This window comes from Streptomyces sp. RK62, from assembly GCF_018070255.1.
Lineage (GTDB): Bacteria > Actinomycetota > Actinomycetes > Streptomycetales > Streptomycetaceae > Streptomyces > Streptomyces nigra.
In genome coordinates, this window is record NZ_JAGPYD010000004.1 from 168,618 (window position 1) to 184,682 (window position 16,065).

Genomic DNA, 16,065 nt, shown 5'->3' on the forward strand with positions numbered 1-16,065 from the left:
CGGCGGTGCCTTCGGTCACACAGCCGTGACGCGGGTCGCTCCTTATCTCCGGTTCGTCCCGGACGAAGGCGTTTCCGGCGTCGGGGAGCCGGGGGACCTGTCGGGGGTGGCCGTCGGCCCGCCGGACGGGCGTTCCGTATCGCTCGCCCCCGTCGACGGGCTCGCCGAGCTGGTCGGCGGCACGTCGGGTCCGCCGCCGCCCCCGTCCGCCAGCAGCGCAGCCGCCGACGCCCCGGCCACCGCCGCCGCGGCGGCCAGCACCACGGCCGCCGCGACCTTGTGGGTCGTCCAGGGCCGCTCCGCCCGCTCCGCCCGCCTGCTGAACCGTTTCGGCAGCAGGTCCTCGCCGGTCGTCAGGAACTCCCGCAGCATCCGCTCCGCCTCCGCCGCGTCCAGCCGGGCGGCGGGGTCCCGCTCCAGCAGACCCTGGACGACGGGCAGGATCGGCGCCGCCTGGGCGGGCGGCCGTACCTCGTCGGAGACCACGGCCAGCACGATGCCGCTCAGCGAGTCGCGCCGAAAGGGCGACTCACCGCTCAGCAGCGCGCACAGCAGCGCCCCCACCGACCACAGGTCGGATGCCGGACCGGTCCGCGCCCCTGACATCCGCTCGGGCGCGGTGTACTCGGGCGACCCCACGAAAGAGCCGGACTCGGTCAGCGTGCTGCTGCCCGGCACCCGGGCGATGCCGAAGTCGGTGAGGACGACACGCTCGGTGCCGCTCTCCACCAGCACGTTGGCCGGGGTGATGTCCCGGTGCACCACACCGGCGGCATGCGCCGTGCGCAGCGCGTTCAGCAGGTCCGCGCCGATCCGGGCGGCCTCGCGGGCGTCCATCGGGCCGTGCGCGGCGAGCCGGTCGGCGAGCGAGTCGCCGTCGATCAACTCCATGACGATGTAGGGGCGTTCGTGCTCCTCGATCACGTCGTGCACGACGATCACATGCGGGTGCCGCAGCTGCGCCACCGCCTGCGCCTCACGCAGCCACAGCGCGCGCTGCCGCCGCGCCTCGGGCGCGCTGAGCGTCTCGTCGACCGGGATCTCCTTCACGGCCACCCGTCGCCCGAGCAACTGGTCGGTGGCCTGCCAGACGACGCCCATGCCGCCGCGGCCGACCTTCGCCTCGAGACGGTAACGCCCCGCTATGACACGGAAGTTGGCCCCCTCGGTCCCCATGCGACTCATCATGCCGCACCGGACGCTCCCGCTCCGGGCACCGATCGGCCAACTGTGCACAGCAGCAAAGCACGTCAAAAGCCGCCGACCGTAGGGGCCGAGGGTGGGTCAGGAACCGGTGCGCCAGCCCCGCAGCACCGCCGAGAACTGCTCGCGGGCCTCCGCCCAGTCCTTCTGCGGCGAGGACATGTAGATCGCGTACTCGGTGCCGTCGCGGTCGATGTAGCCCTGGTCGATGGCGCGGCGCGGCCCGGGGAAGGGCGTGTCCTTGGGCTGCGCGTCCCAGGTGTACTCCCACAGGGAGCCGGCGCGGTCGCGGTAGAGGTTCTCCTTCAGGTACCCCAGCCGATACCCGATGAGCCGGTCCTTCACCTGCTGTTCCAGGTCGACGAAATGGTCGTGGGCGGTCGCGAAGTCGGGCGAGGTGTCGACGGACACCCGGACGAAGTGCTCCCCGCCGTCCGGCGAGTAGTCGACCTGCTGGAGGCCCTCGACCTCCTCGCCGACCACCTTCCGCTGCCAGCCCTCGGGCAGATACATGCTGAAGCCCAGGGGGTCGTCGACCTTCTTCCAGGAGGACGGCACCCCGCTCACGTCCACCTCCGCCTGCTCGGTGGCCGATTCCTTCGGGGCGGCGGGCGTGGACGGCGGTGCCGAGCTGACGGACGAACCGCCGCCGCCCGAGCCCCACTTCTGCAGGACCACGGCCGTGCCGCCGCCGATGACCGCGGCGAGGGCGACGACCAGGGCGACCGAGCGCAGCCGGCGCCGCTTCGGCGCGGGGGCGGGCGGGACCGCCGCGGCCGGCTGCCCGACGGGCGGCCCGAACGCCGTCGGACCCGTCGTCGGCGGATACGGCGTGGCGCTGTGCACGCCACCCTGACCGGGGGCGATGTGCACCTCCGGCTCGTACCGGTTGTGCTGGGTCGGCACATAGGCCTGCGCCTCGCTGGGCCGCCGGCCCTCCGCCGCCTCGGCCAGCATCTGCTCCGCCTCGGCGGCGTCGGGGCGGGTGACCGGATCCTTGCGCAGCAGCGCGGTGATCACGGGTCCCAGGGGCCCGGCCTGCCGCGGCTCCCCCGCCTCCTCCTCGACGACCGCCTGCATCGTGCTCAGCGGGGAGGTGCGGCGGAAGGGCGAACGGCCCTCGACCGCCGTGAAGAGCGTGGCGCCGAGCGCCCACAGGTCCGAGGCCGGCCCCGGATCGTGTCCACGGATGCGCTCAGGGGCGAGGTAGTCGACGGAGCCGACGACCTCTCCGGTGCGGGTGATCGTCGTGTCGCCCTCGATCTGGGCGATGCCGAAGTCGGTGAGCAGGACGCGGCCGTCCTCGGCCAGCAGGACGTTGCCCGGCTTGATGTCGCGGTGCAGGACACCGGCGGTGTGCGCGGCGCGCAGCGCTCTCAGCACCCACAGCCCGATCCGCGCGGCCTCGGCGGGCTCGACGCGCCCCTGGTCCTTGACGGCGTCGGCGAGCGAGCGGCCCTCGATCAGCTCCATGACGATCCACGGGCGCCCGTCGTGCTCCAGGACGTCGTGCACGGTCACGACGGCGGAGTGGTTGATGCGCGCGGCGGCCCGCGCCTCCGCCCGGGTACGGGCGAGCAGCCGGTCCTGGTCGCTCTCGGAGACGTAGAGGGCGGCGGTGAGTTCCTTGATGGCCACGGCCCGGTGGAGCACTTCGTCGTGCGCACGCCAGACGCGGCCCATACCGCCGCTGCCGATGGCCTCGGTGAGCCGGTAGCGGCCCGAGACGAGCTGGCCCTGCATCTTATTCACGTTGCCCCGCAATGTTCTTGACAGGGTCAGGTTAGGGACCGGGCCATGCGACCGGAACCGCGGGGGTGCCAAGGAGACCGCACTGTGATGGTTCTCGCCTTCCGCTTGCCGGGGCAACCCCAACGCCGTTGTCACACACGGTCTTCGGGCCGCCTCACCTGGTGATGCGATACGTCGCCGACGCCTGCTCGAACAGCCGCGTGACCTCGTCCCGCTCGGCCTCCGGTCCCCGCACCTGTACGACGTGGTACCGGCCGTCGGCGAGGATCGCGAGGTTCCGTACGAACAGCTCGCGTCCCTGGCCGTCGGTCCAGGTGAACTGCCCCTCGGCCATCTTGCGTTCGCCGACCTGAATGGTCTTCAGCCCGCCCGAGGACGCCCAGCTGGAGTCCCGGTACGGCTGCAACTCCCGCTCGTGCTCCCGCTGGTAGACCATGGGGTCGCCGCCGTACTGCTGCGCGGTGTCCCGGCCCGGCACCAGAATGAGGTCGAAGTCGCCGTGCGCGTAGACGACCGGGCCGCGTCCGCTGCCGCCGCTGCGGCTCCAGCCGTTGGCCACGGCCACCTCGAAGCCCGCCGGGTCCTTGCGGACGGTGAAGCCGTCGGGGACGTCGGGGCCGGTCGTCTGCGTCTCGTCGGACCCGGCCGACTCCGAGGAGCCGTCGCCGGGGGACGGGGAGGTCTGCTCGGGACGGGGCTCGCTGCTCGCCTCGGCGGTCCGCTCGGGCGGCGCCTGGCTCGCGGCCGCCGTGTTCCCGGCGTTCGAGGTGGCGCCACTGTCCCGGTCGGCCTTGGGCATGAACAGCATGGCGTACGCGATCGCCGCAGCCATCCCGAGCAGGACGAGCAGCAGCAGCGTCCGGCCGAGCCTGCGGGGCGAACCCCCGCCCTGCGGGGCCCTCTTGTGCCGCCCCTGGTGGGCGGGCAGCCGGGCCCGGCGCCGGCGCACCAGCTCGCCGCGGCGCCGGACGATCGGCAGCCGGTTCGGGTCGACGGGCGGGGCGGCGACGACATGCGCGCCGGCCTCCGGCTCGGGCGCCGAGCGCACGAGGGAGCGCAGCCAGCCGCGCAGCTCCTCGAAGTCGGGCCGTTCGGTGGGGTCCTGACGCAGCAGCGACTCCACGACGGGCCGCAGCGGTCCGCACTCCTCGGCGAAGGCGGGCGGCTCGGCGCACACCATCTGCACCAGCTCGGCCGTCGACTCCTCCGGGTAGGGCGCGTGCCCCTGGACGGCCCGGAAGAGCAGCGCGCCGAGCGCCCACAGGTCGGTCGCGGGCCCGATCGGCGCGGCCAGCTGCCAGTTCTCGTGCACGGGCCCGGCCTGCTCCGGCGCCCATCGCTCGGTGACGGGCCCGACGACGGCCATACGGGCCTGCCGGGCCCGCTCGGCGGCGAGCGCGGTGCTGGGGCCCTTACGGGCAGTGCCGGACACCAGTTCGTCCCAGCGGCTCCCGGAACGCGCCGACGGCACGGCGGCCGGTGCGTCGGCGCCGTCCTCGCGGGGCGCGAAGCCCGGCTGGGAACCCGCGGGCGGGAGGGCCGTACGGGCACTGTCGGTGTCGGTGGGGGCGCGCCCGGTGCCGGGCCGGGGGACGGCCCCCTGCCAGGACGGGGCCCGCACACCGTACGGGTCGGCGATCTGTCCGGGCGGGGTGCTGCCGCCGGAGAGGTACGGCGGGGCCGTGCGGCCCTCCGGGGCGGTGCGGGCGCCGGGCAGCGCGGCCCGTTCGCTCTGCTGGGCCTCCTGCACCCGGGCGGCGGCGCGGGCGCCCGCCCGGTAGGCGGCGATCGCCCCGGCCCGGGCGGCCCGGACGTCGGCACCGGTCTCCAGGGCGCCGCGCGATGCCGCGCCGGGGCCGTCGGCGCCGGGGACCGGCCGGGTCCCGTTCGTCCGCGCCTCGATGGCGGCCCGCCGGGCGGCCTCCGGGTCGGCGTCCGGGCGGGGGGTGGAGCCCGCGGGGCCGGTGCTCGCGGCGGGCGCGGGTCCCGGATCCGCGCCGTCCTCGGGCGGCACCGGGTCGTACCCGCACAGCGCCTCCTCGGCGGCGCCGACCGCGAGCCCGGTCAGCATCACCCGGCCGTCGTCGCAGACCAGGACCGTACGGGCGGTGATGTTCCGGTGCACCCAGCCGTGGGCGTGCAGGACGCGCAGCGCCATGAGGACGTCGGAGGCCACCTCGGCCGCCCGGTACGGCGACAGCGGCTGCTCGGCGAGCAGCGCGGCGAGCGGCCGGGCCGCCACCAGCTCGCTGACTATCCACAGCGAACCGCCCTCGGCGAACACGTCGAAGACCTGGTCGAGGCGGGGATGGTCGGGGATGCGGGCGGCGGCCTGCGCGGCCTCGACCGCCCGCCGCACGGCGGGGTCGGCGGGCCGGCGCCCGGAGTCGCGGGCCCGCGCGTCACGGGCGGTGAAACCGTCGGGCAGGCCTTCGGCGTCGAGCACCTCGGCCTCGACGACCTCGGGCAACGGCACCTGACGGATCAGGACTTCCTGTCCGCTGTAGGTGTCGAAGGCGCGGCTCTCGGTGAGTTCGTACGCGTCGGAGGGCGGCAGCGGCAGGCGGTAGCGGTCGGCGAGCACCCGGCCCGCGTAGTCGTCCACGTTGCCTCCCCCGGCCGCCCGGTCGGTCAATTCCGTTCGCCTCGTGTCGCGTTCCGGACGCCGGAGTGGATGCGTACGGTCCGCGAGCTTTCACGATACGTGCCGGAGGCAACTCTCCAGGAGAGGTTGCCGGATCTCACGGAGCAATCGCGGCGGCCCCTGCCCGGAGGGAGAGCCCCCGCTTCACGACTTGGGCTTGAACGTGCCCGTGAGCGCCTTCCATGTGCCCTTGCGCAGCTCGCTGTCCCAGTCGCCGGCCTTCGCGGTGTACATCAGGGCGTACCCGGAATGGTCGTTCACCACGAACCCGCGGTCGATCGTGCGGTACTCGGTGCCGCCCTCGACGTAGGTGAACTCCCAGTCGGCGGTGTTCCAGCCGCGGTAGTCCACCTGCTCTATGCGGATCTTCTTGTACTGGGAGCGCACCATGTAGCGCTCCTGGCTCTTCCAGTCCGCCACCGGGTCGCCCTTGGGCGTGGACGTCCAGGCCACGAGCAGCTTCTGCCCGTCCGGGCCGGTGAACCGGTCGCCGGCCGAGCCCGTGGACTGGAACTTCCAGCCCTTCGGCAGGCCGATCGAGTAGCCCTGGCCGCCCTTGTGGGTCGACTCCACGGCGGCGCCGCCGGAGCTCTGCCCGTCACCGTCACCGCCGCCGGCGGCATCGCTCGACCCGGCGCTCGGCTCGCTCCCGCCGCCCTTGCCGGTGCCGGAGTCCGGCTCCGCCGTGGACTTCGCGTCGCCGTCCCCGCGGCCGGTGCCGCCCTCGTCGTCGCTCTTGGTGTCCGGGGTCTCCTTCGCCGCGGCCGACGATCCGGTGCCGCCCGACTTCCCGGACGCCTCGGAGCCGTCGTCGCCCAGCGTCAGCGCCAGCACCACGCCGAGGACGGCGACCAGGGCGACCACCGCGATGATCAGCAGCGTCCGCTTCGGGACGACGTCGGTGAGCGGCGCCCGCCGGACGGGCCGCGCGGGCAGATCCGGCGGCGGCATCACGGGCCAGCCGGAACTGGGTCCGGAACCGGCGTCGTTGGTGGCTTTGGCGTCCTCGGCGGAAGCGGTGGCGGGCGCCGGCTTCGACATCGAGGCATCCGTGGATGCGCTCGGCGCCGACGGCGACCCGGTGGCCGCGTCCGCACCGGACGCACCGGACGCACCGGCCGCCCCCGCGCCCACCGCGGCCTTGCGCACCGAGCGCAGCGCGCCGCGCAGCCGCTCCCCGGCCTCCTCGGCCTTCCGGCTCGCGGCGGCGGCGCCCGAACGGCCCTTGCGCGAGGACGCGTCGGACTGCGACGGCAGCGGGACGACCTTCGTCGCGTCGGATGCCTCGGCGGCCCGCTCGGAACGCGGCGCGTGGATGACGGCGTTGAGCATCGCGCGCGCACCGGCGTCGTCGAGCCGCTTCTCGGGGTCCTTGGTGAGCAGGCCGTAGATGACGTCCCGCAGCGGCCCGGCGTTCTTGGGCTCCTCCAGCGGCTCGGTCATCACGGCGGTGAGCGTCGCGATCGCGGAGCCCTTGTCGTACGGCGGCACGCCCTCGACGGACGCGTACAGCAGACCGCCGAGCGACCACAGGTCGGCGGCGGGGCCGGGCTTGTGGCCGCGCGCCCGCTCGGGCGAGATGTAGGAGGGGGCGCCGACGAGCATGCCGGTCGAGGTGATGGACGGGTCGCCCTCGACCTGGGCGATACCGAAGTCGGTGAGCACGACCCGGTCGGTGTCGGACTCCAGCAGGACGTTGGACGGCTTCACGTCACGGTGCAGGATGCCCTCGCGGTGCGCGGAGCGCAGCACGTCCAGGACGGCCAGGCCGACCTCGGCGGCGCGCCGGGGCTCCAGCAGGCCGTCCTCCCGGATGACCTCGGCGAGCGACTTGCCCTCGACGAGCTCCATCACGATCCAGGGCCGGTCGTCCTCGTCGACCACGTCGTACACCGTGACCGCGCTGTTGTTCCGGATCCGGGCGATCGCCTTGGCCTCGCGCAGGGTGCGGGTGATGAGCCGGCGCTTCTCCTCCTCGTCGATGTTCGACGGGAACCGCAGTTCCTTCACGGCGACGGTCCGGCCGAGCGTCTCGTCGACGGCCCGCCAGACGGTGCCCATGCCGCCCCGGCCGAGGACGCCCCCCAACCGGTACCGCCCCGCGAGGAGACGCTCGTGGTCGTCCTGACGAGTCTCCTGGCGAGATGTGCTCGCCCGCTCCGCCTCCGACATGCGTCCCCTCATACAACCCGCCCTGACAGAGCCTCCATTGTCCCTCACGCGACAAGCGCCCGACGCCCAGGGTGCCCCTCGTGGCGCAACATGTTCGAATCCGGTCCGGCTCCCGGGCACAAGGGCTCCGGGCCCCGGCGGGACCCGGAGGTCGTCTTCCGTATCGGGCTACCTCGGCACGATGTCCGGGGCGCCCAGGCGGGCCGCGTCCGCCGTCAGGTCGTCCGGCTGGCGCTGCGACTCGCGTTCGGCCTCGACGCGCTTGTTGTAGTGCTCGACCTCGCGCTCGATCTGCTCCTTGTCCCAGCCCAGCACCGGTGCCATCAACTCGGCGGCCTCACGGGCGCACCGGGTGCCCCGGTCGAAGGTCTCGATGGAGATGCGGGTGCGCCGGGTGAGGACGTCGTCCAGGTGCCGCGCCCCCTCGTGGGAGGCGGCGTAGACGACCTCGGCCCGCAGATAGTCGTCGGCGGACTTGAGGGGTTCGCCGAGGGTCGGGTCGTCGGCGATGAGTTCGAGGACTTCCTCGGTCAGCGAGCCGAACCGGTTCAACAGGTGCTCCACGCGCACCACATGAAGACCCGTCCGCTCCGCGATGCGCGCACGCGCGTTCCACAGGGCCCGGTAGCCCTCGGCGCCGATCAGCGGGATGTCCTCCGTGACGCACTCCGCGACCCGCATGTCGAGTCCGTGCACCGCCGCGTCCACCGCGTCCTTGGCCATCACGCGGTACGTCGTGTACTTGCCGCCGGCGACGACGACGAGTCCCGGCACGGTGTGGGCCACGGTGTGCTCGCGCGACAGCTTGCTGGTGGCGTCCGACTCGCCGGCCAGCAGCGGGCGCAGCCCGGCGTACACGCCTTCGACGTCGTCCCTGGTCAGGGGGACGGCCAGGACCGAGTTCACATGGTCGAGCACATAGTCGATGTCGGCGCTGGACGCCGCCGGGTGGGCCTTGTCGAGGTCCCATTCGGTGTCGGTGGTGCCGACGATCCAGTGCCGGCCCCAGGGGATGACGAACAGCACGGACTTCTCGGTGCGCAGGATCAGCCCGGTCGTGGAGTGGATGCGGTCCTTGGGCACGACCAGGTGGACGCCCTTGGAGGCGCGGACGTGGAACTGGCCGCGCTCCCCCACCATCGACTGGGTGTCGTCGGTCCAGACCCCGGTGGCGTTGACGACCTGCTTGGCGCGGATCTCGTACTCGCCGCCGCCCTCCGCGTCCTGGACGCTGACGCCGACGACACGCTCGCCCTCGCGCAGGAAGGAGGTCACCCGCGCGCGGTTGGCTACCTGGGCGCCGTAGGCCGCCGCGGTGCGCACCAGGGTGGCGACATAGCGGGCGTCGTCCATCTGGGCGTCGTAGTACTGGAGGGCGCCGACCAGCGCGTCCTTCTTCAGCGCGGGGGCGACGCGCAGGGCGTGACGGCGGCTCAGATGCCGGTGCATGGGCAGGCCCCGGCCGTGGCCGCGGGCCATCGACATGACGTCGTAGAGGGCGACGCCGGAACCGGCGTACAGCCGCTCCCAGCCCTTGTGCTGCAGCGGGTACAGGAACGGCACCGGCTTGACCAGGTGCGGGGCCAGCCGCTCCAGCAGCAGGCCGCGTTCCTTCAGGGCCTCCCGGACGAGTGCGAAGTCGAGCATCTCCAGATACCGCAGGCCGCCGTGGATGAGCTTGCTGGACCGGCTGGAGGTGCCGGACGCCCAGTCGCGGGCCTCGACCAGCCCGGTCGACAGGCCGCGGGTCACCGCGTCGAGTGCCGTGCCCGCGCCGACCACTCCGGCGCCCACGACCAGCAGGTCCAGCTCGCGCTCGGCCATGGCCGCCAGTGACGCGGCCCGCTCCTCCGGCCCCAGTGTCGCTGTCCTCACCGCTGCCTCCCGATGATCGGTCGCGTAAGCCGCACCCGTCGGGCGAAGCCCGCCTCGTACCCCCCATGCCCAGAATTCTGACCGGGTTGCCCGAGTTCAGCCACCACGTACCCCCAGCCTGTGGACAACACTCCTGGAAACGCGATCATTCAATGCGGCAAATCGGTCATATTTACTCCTAGTCTGACATTGCGCTCCCTCGTTCTGTCCACCGGGGTTGCGCACCAGCCATATGTCGGTTACTGGGAAGGACGGCCCACGTATGCCCGCAGATCTCGCCGTCATCGGACTGGGCCCGTACGGCCTGCCCCTGGCCAAGGCAGCCGTGGCCGCCGGCATCCCCACACTCGGTTTCCGCACCGGTCCGGAGGCCGCCTCCCTCAGTCCCGCCGAACTGCGCCGGATGCTCTCGGGGGGCTTCCGGCACGCCACCAGCCCCGCCGAGCTCGGCCGGGTCCGCACCGCCGTCATCTGCTCGCCGACGCCGCTCGGGGCGGACGGGGCGCTCGACCTGAGCGAGGTGGAGGCCGCCGCGCGCGCCCTCGCGACCCGGCTGCGCCCGCACTCGACGGTCGTCCTGGAGTCGCCGGTCCCGCCCGGCACCACCGAGGACGTGCTGCGGCCCCTGCTGGAGGAGGGCTCGGGGATGCGCGCCGGCCGCGACTTCCACCTCGCCTACTCGCCCAGCCGCGTGGACCCCGGCAACCGCGACTTCCACCCCGCCAACACCCCCAAGGTGATCGGTGGTCTGACCCCCGCCTGCACCGAGTCGGCGGCCGCCTTCTACGGCCGGCTCACCGACAAGGTGGTCCGCGCGCGGGGCCTGCGCGAGGCGGAGACCGTGCAGGTGCTGGAGACCAACTTCCGGCACGTGAACATCGCCCTCGTCAACGAGATGGCCGTGCTCTGCCACGACCTGGGCGTCGACCTTTGGGACGTCGTGCGCTGCGCGGAGACCAAGCCGTTCGGCTTCCAGGCGTTCCGCCCCGGCCCCGGCGTCGGCGGCCACGCCGTCCCGCAGGGCCTGACCGCCCACACCGGCCGCTCCCTGCGCATGGTCGAACTGGCCCAGCAGGTCAACAGCCAGATGCCCCGTTACGTCGTCCAGCGCGCCGCCACCCTGCTCAACGAGCACGGCAAGTCCGCGCGCGGCGCGCGCATCCTCCTCCTCGGCGTCACCTACAAGCCGGACCTCGCCGACCAGCAGTCCACCCCCGCCCAGGAGGTCGCCGTCCGCCTGCTGGAACTGGGCGCGTCCATCAGCTACCACGACCCGTACGTACCGTCCTGGAGCGTCCTGGACCGCCCGGTCCCCCGCGCCGACTCCCTCTACGAGTCCGCCGCCGACGCCGACCTGACGATCCTCCTCCAGCAACACCGCACCTACGACCTCCAGGGCCTCTCGGTAAAGGCCCAGCTCCTCCTCGACACCCGAGGCGCGGCCCCGACGGGGGCGGCGCACAGGTTGTGAAGCAGGGGCGCACGGACGGACGCCACCTCACGGCTGGTGGCATGCGACCGCGGTCCCTCGGAATCGGGCCGGGCCCCGAGGGGCGCGCCCCCGCCCCGCACCGCAAGCCCCGCAGGGTGCTCAGGGCATGCGAAAGGGGCCGGTCGGAGGACCGGCCCCTTTCGTCGTACAGCCGGCGGCTAGCGCTGGTGCTGGGAGTCCGCCACCGTGACCTCGACCCGCTGGAACTCCTTGAGCTCGCTGTAGCCGGTCGTGGCCATGGCGCGGCGCAGGGCGCCGAAGAAGTTCATGGAGCCGTCGGGGGTGTGCGAGGGGCCCGTCAGGACCTCCTCGATCGTGCCGACCGTGCCCAGGTCGACCTTCTGGCCGCGCGGCAGCTCCGTGTTCACGGCCTCCATGCCCCAGTGGCAGCCGCGCCCCGGCGCGTCCGTGGCACGGGCCAGCGGGGAGCCCATCATCACGGCGTCGGCGCCGCAGGCGATCGCCTTGGGCAGGTCACCGGACCAGCCGACGCCGCCGTCCGCGATCACGTGGACGTACCGGCCTCCGGACTCGTCCATGTAGTCGCGCCGCGCCGCCGCCACGTCCGCGACCGCCGTGGCCATCGGGACGCGGATGCCCAGCACGTTGCGCGTGGTGTGCGCGGCGCCGCCGCCGAAGCCGACCAGGACGCCCGCGGCGCCGGTGCGCATCAGGTGCAGGGCCGCGGTGTAGGTGGCACAGCCGCCGACGATCACCGGGACGTCGAGCTCGTAGATGAACTGCTTCAGGTTCAGCGGCTCGTGCGACGACGAGACGTGCTCGGCGGAGACCGTCGTGCCGCGGATGACGAAGATGTCCACGCCCGCGTCGACGACCGCCTTGGAGAACTGCGCGGTGCGCTGCGGGGAGAGCGCGGCGGCCGTGACCACACCGGAGTCCCGCACCTCCTTGATGCGCTGCCCGATCAGCTCCTCCTTGATCGGAGCGGCGTACACCTCCTGGAGGCGGCGCGTGGCGGCCTCCGTGGGCAGCTCGGCGATCTCGTCGAGCAGCGGCTGCGGGTCCTCGTAGCGGGTCCACAGACCCTCGAGGTTCAGCACGCCGAGGCCGCCCAGCTCACCGATGCGGATGGCGGTGGCCGGGGAGACGACCGAGTCCATGGGGGCGGCCAGGAACGGCAGCTCGAAGCGGTAGGCGTCGATCTGCCAGGCGATCGAGACCTCCTTCGGGTCCCGCGTACGGCGGCTGGGGACGACGGCGATGTCGTCGAAGGCGTACGCCCGGCGGCCGCGCTTGCCGCGCCCGATCTCGATCTCAGTCACGTCTGTGGCCTTTCCCTGATGCGTTGCAGCGTCTACCAGTATCGCCGACGGGCACGACGAGGGCGGCCCCGGATACGCCCGGGGCCGCCCTGTCGCGGGAGCCGGCGGCTACTTGTTGCTGTAGTTCGGCGCCTCGACCGTCATCTGGATGTCGTGCGGGTGGCTCTCCTTGAGTCCCGCCGACGTGATCCGGACGAAGCGGCCCTTGGACTCCATCTCGTCGATGGTGGCCGCGCCGACGTAGCCCATGGTCTGGCGCAGGCCGCCGACGAGCTGGTGCAGCACGTTGGCCAGCGGGCCGCGGTAGGGCACCTGGCCCTCGACGCCCTCGGGCACCAGCTTGTCGTCGGAGGAGACCTCCGCCTGGAAGTAGCGGTCCTTGGAGTACGACCGGCCCTGGCCGCGGGACTGCATGGCGCCCAGCGAGCCCATGCCCCGGTAGGACTTGAACTGCTTGCCGTTGATGAAGAGCAGCTCGCCCGGCGACTCCTCGCAGCCCGCGAGCAGCGAGCCCAGCATCACGGTGTCGGCGCCGGCGGCGAGCGCCTTGCCGATGTCACCGGAGTACTGCAGGCCGCCGTCGCCGATCAGCGGGATGCCGGCGGCGCGGGCGGCGAGGGACGCCTCGTAGATCGCGGTGACCTGCGGGACGCCGATACCGGCGACGACACGGGTCGTACAGATGGAGCCCGGTCCGACACCGACCTTGATGCCGTCGACACCGGCGTCGATCAGGGCCTGCGCGCCGTCACGCGTGGCGACGTTGCCGCCGATCACGTCGACGGGGACGGCGGACTTGATCTTCGCCATCCAGCTGAGGGCGTTGCTGTTGTGCCCGTGCGAGGTGTCGACGACGAGGAAGTCCACACCGGCCTCGGCGAGCGCCTGGGCCCGCTCCAGCGCCTCCGGGCTGGCGCCGACGGCGGCGCCGACGAGCAGCCGGCCCTCGGCGTCCTTCGCGGCGTTCGGATACTTCTCCGCCTTGACGAAGTCCTTGACCGTGATCAGGCCCTTGAGGGTGCCCTGGTCGTCGACGAGCGGCAGCTTCTCGATCTTGTGCTTGCGCAGCAGCTCCATGGCCTCGACGCCGGAGATGCCGACCTTGCCGGTGACGAGCGGCATCGGGGTCATGACCTCGCGCACCTGGCGGGAGCGGTCCGACTCGAAGGCCATGTCGCGGTTGGTGACGATGCCGAGCAGCTTGCCGGCCGGGTCGGTGACCGGGACACCGCTGATGCGGAACTTGGCGCACAGCGCGTCCGCCTCGGCGAGGGTCGCCTCGGGGTGCACCGTGATGGGGTCGGTGACCATGCCCGACTCGGACCGCTTCACCAGGTCGACCTGGTTGACCTGGTCCTCGACGGACAGGTTGCGGTGGAGCACACCGACGCCGCCCAGGCGGGCCATCGCGATCGCCATACGGGACTCGGTGACCTTGTCCATGGCGGCGGAGAGCAGGGGGATGTTGACCCGTACGTTGCGGGAGATGCGGGACGAGGTGTCGACCGCGTTGGGCAGGACCTCGGAGGCGCCCGGCAGCAGCAGCACATCGTCGTAGGTAAGCCCGAGTGTCGCGAATTTGGCGGGCACTCCGTCGACGTTGGCAGTCATGACACCTTCCCCAAATGGCCTTGATCGGTGCGGATGTCCATGCTAACGGGAAGCAGAGGTGTCACATTCCACGGTTCCGGGCGGCTTTCGGCTTCGTATGTTTCTACGGAATCGGAACAACACCCGTTCACCCGGTGGGACTACTGCTCGGCGAGTGCCCGCAGCCTGCTCAGGGCCCGGTGCTGGGCGACCCGGACGGCGCCGGGTGACATTCCCAACATCTGGCCGGTCTCCTCCGCGGTCAGACCCACCGCGATCCGCAGCAGGAGCAGCTCCCGCTGGTTCTCCGGCAGGTTGGCCAGGAGCTTCTTGGCCCACTCGGCGTCGCTGCTGAGCAGCGCGCGCTCCTCGGGGCCCAGGGAGTCGTCCGGCCGCTCGGGCATCTCGTCCGAGGGGACGGCCGTCGACCCGGGGTGGCGCATGGCCGCGCGCTGCAGATCGGCGACCTTGTGCGCGGCGATGGCGAAGACGAACGCCTCGAAGGGGCGGCCGGTGTCCTTGTAGCGCGGCAGCGCCAGCAGGACGGCGACACAGACCTCCTGGGCGAGGTCCTCGACGAAGTGCCGGGCGTCACCCGGCAGCCGGGACAGCCGGGTGCGGCAGTAGCGCAGAGCCAGGGGGTGGACATGCGCGAGCAGGTCGTGGGTGGCCTGCTCGTCCCCGTCCACCGCGCGATGGACGAGTGCACCGATCGCCCCTGCGGCATGGGCCGCCTCGTCGTCGCGCATCGGTCCATGGTGCCCTGCGGCCGCACGCTCCGCGGCATCGCGCCCGTCGTTGTGCACCGAAGCGTTATGAGCAGGTGCGCCGGAACTCATATCCTGCGCCCTCCCCTTCCGCTCGACCGACTCGTCCCCGAGAGACTCCACACCTCAAGGATGCGGCATCCGCGGCGAAACGAGCACCGGGCACCGATCGGACCCGTTGCCCGGCCTCGAAGCCGCGCCCCCACGGGGGCGCGGGACGAGACATGGTGTGGCCCGGCCGCGCGCCCGCGACCAGCCACGACGAACCCGGGGCCACCGGGCGACGCGACGCGCCCCACGGCGGGACGCTCAGCGCACCAGGCCCCACCGGAACCCGAGCGCCACGGCGTGGGCCCGGTCCGAGGCGCCGAGCTTCTTGAAGAGCCGGCGGGCGTGGGTCTTCACGGTGTCCTCGGACAGGAAGAGCTCACGGCCGATCTCGGCGTTGGAGCGGCCGTGGCTCATGCCCTCGAGCACCTGGATCTCACGCGCGGTGAGCGTGGGCGCCGCGCCCATCTCGGCGGAGCGCAGCCGGCGCGGGGCGAGCCGCCAGGTCGGGTCGGCCAGCGCCTGGGTGACCGTGGCCCGCAGCTCGGCGCGCGAGGCGTCCTTGTGCAGATAGCCGCGGGCACCGGCGGCGACCGCGAGGGCCACGCCGTCCAGGTCCTCGGCGACGGTGAGCATGATGATCCGCGCACCGGGGTCGGCGGACAGCAGCCGCCGTACGGTCTCCACGCCGCCCAGACCGGGCATGCGCACGTCCATCAGGATCAGGTCCGAGCGGTCGGCGCCCCAGCGGCGGAGGACTTCCTCGCCGTTGGCCGCCGTCGTCACGCGCTCGACGCCGGGCACGGTCGCGACCGCGCGGCGGAGCGCCTCTCGGGCAAGCGGGGAGTCGTCGCAGACGAGGACGGATGTCATGGCCGCCCTCCGCAGCTGATGCACGTCACCTTGAGCCTCCAGGCTGGTACGAAATGTCACCTGTGCGGTCGACCGTCTCGGACGCTTGCCCGAGCGCTTCTTCTTTCAACCGCCTCCGCCCTCTCAACGACGGTCACTCGAAAGAGTTACGGGGGCATGTGCCGTCTTCGGCACTCTACGTGAGGGGACGGACACGAGGCAGACATGAGGGGCGGATCCTCCCCGTTTCATCACGAGCCGTGCCCCATTCAGCCCTTTTTCTTCCTGTTTCACGGCGTTTGGGGCTAGATTCGCAATGAGTCATATTTTCATCTTCTTAGATCGTAGATGTACGGTCGTAGACACCGTATCCGCCCAGAACGGCTA

Annotated in this window: 10 protein-coding genes; 1 reads left to right on the forward strand and 9 read right to left on the reverse strand. The window is 72.6% G+C overall.

The window, feature by feature from the left end; translation table 11 throughout:
• Nucleotides 1-42: 42 nt before the first annotated feature.
• The 5 genes from KBY32_RS09530 to KBY32_RS09550 all read right to left on the reverse strand — a co-directional run bounded on the left by KBY32_RS09530 (nt 43) and on the right by KBY32_RS09550 (nt 9,646).
• The gene (locus KBY32_RS09530) at nt 43-1,176 is read right to left on the reverse strand and encodes a serine/threonine-protein kinase (RefSeq protein WP_210979616.1); all 1,134 of its coding nucleotides are present in this window, start codon (nt 1,174-1,176) and stop codon (nt 43-45) included.
• A gap of 108 nt (nt 1,177-1,284) precedes the next feature.
• Nucleotides 1,285-2,946 carry a serine/threonine-protein kinase gene (locus KBY32_RS09535; protein ID WP_210979617.1) on the reverse strand — a complete coding sequence of 554 codons (1,662 nt, stop codon included), beginning with the start codon at nt 2,944-2,946 and terminating at the stop codon, nt 1,285-1,287.
• Between the two features lie 163 nt (nt 2,947-3,109).
• The gene (locus KBY32_RS09540) at nt 3,110-5,560 is read right to left on the reverse strand and encodes a protein kinase (RefSeq protein WP_210979618.1); all 2,451 of its coding nucleotides are present in this window, start codon (nt 5,558-5,560) and stop codon (nt 3,110-3,112) included.
• Between the two features lie 183 nt (nt 5,561-5,743).
• Nucleotides 5,744-7,771, reverse strand: coding sequence for a serine/threonine-protein kinase (locus tag KBY32_RS09545; RefSeq protein WP_210979619.1), 2,028 nt, complete (start codon nt 7,769-7,771; stop codon nt 5,744-5,746).
• A 168-nt stretch (nt 7,772-7,939) separates the two neighbouring features.
• Complete coding sequence (locus KBY32_RS09550) at nt 7,940-9,646, reverse strand: glycerol-3-phosphate dehydrogenase/oxidase (RefSeq protein WP_055622492.1); 1,707 nt, start codon at nt 9,644-9,646, stop codon at nt 7,940-7,942.
• A gap of 262 nt (nt 9,647-9,908) precedes the next feature.
• Here KBY32_RS09550 and KBY32_RS09555 point away from each other — a divergent pair, with 262 nt between their 5' ends.
• Complete coding sequence (locus tag KBY32_RS09555) at nt 9,909-11,117, forward strand: nucleotide sugar dehydrogenase (protein ID WP_055622493.1); 1,209 nt, start codon at nt 9,909-9,911, stop codon at nt 11,115-11,117.
• A gap of 179 nt (nt 11,118-11,296) precedes the next feature.
• Here the strand turns inward: KBY32_RS09555 and KBY32_RS09560 are convergent, their stop codons facing one another.
• The 4 genes from KBY32_RS09560 to KBY32_RS09575 form a co-directional block, all read right to left on the reverse strand.
• A complete protein-coding gene (locus KBY32_RS09560; protein ID WP_086867705.1) occupies nt 11,297-12,421 on the reverse strand; it encodes a GuaB3 family IMP dehydrogenase-related protein in 1,125 nt (374 codons plus the stop codon).
• Between the two features lie 108 nt (nt 12,422-12,529).
• Entirely contained in the window at nt 12,530-14,032 is a 1,503-nt protein-coding gene (gene guaB, locus KBY32_RS09565; RefSeq protein ID WP_055622495.1) for an IMP dehydrogenase, read from the reverse strand.
• 140 nt (nt 14,033-14,172) lie between these two features.
• A complete protein-coding gene (locus KBY32_RS09570) occupies nt 14,173-14,760 on the reverse strand; it encodes a sigma-70 family RNA polymerase sigma factor (protein ID WP_055622496.1) in 588 nt (195 codons plus the stop codon).
• A gap of 327 nt (nt 14,761-15,087) precedes the next feature.
• Nucleotides 15,088-15,699, reverse strand: a complete 612-nt coding sequence (locus KBY32_RS09575) for a response regulator transcription factor (RefSeq protein WP_003948568.1) — start codon at nt 15,697-15,699, stop codon at nt 15,088-15,090.
• Between the last annotated feature and the right edge of the window lie 366 nt (nt 15,700-16,065).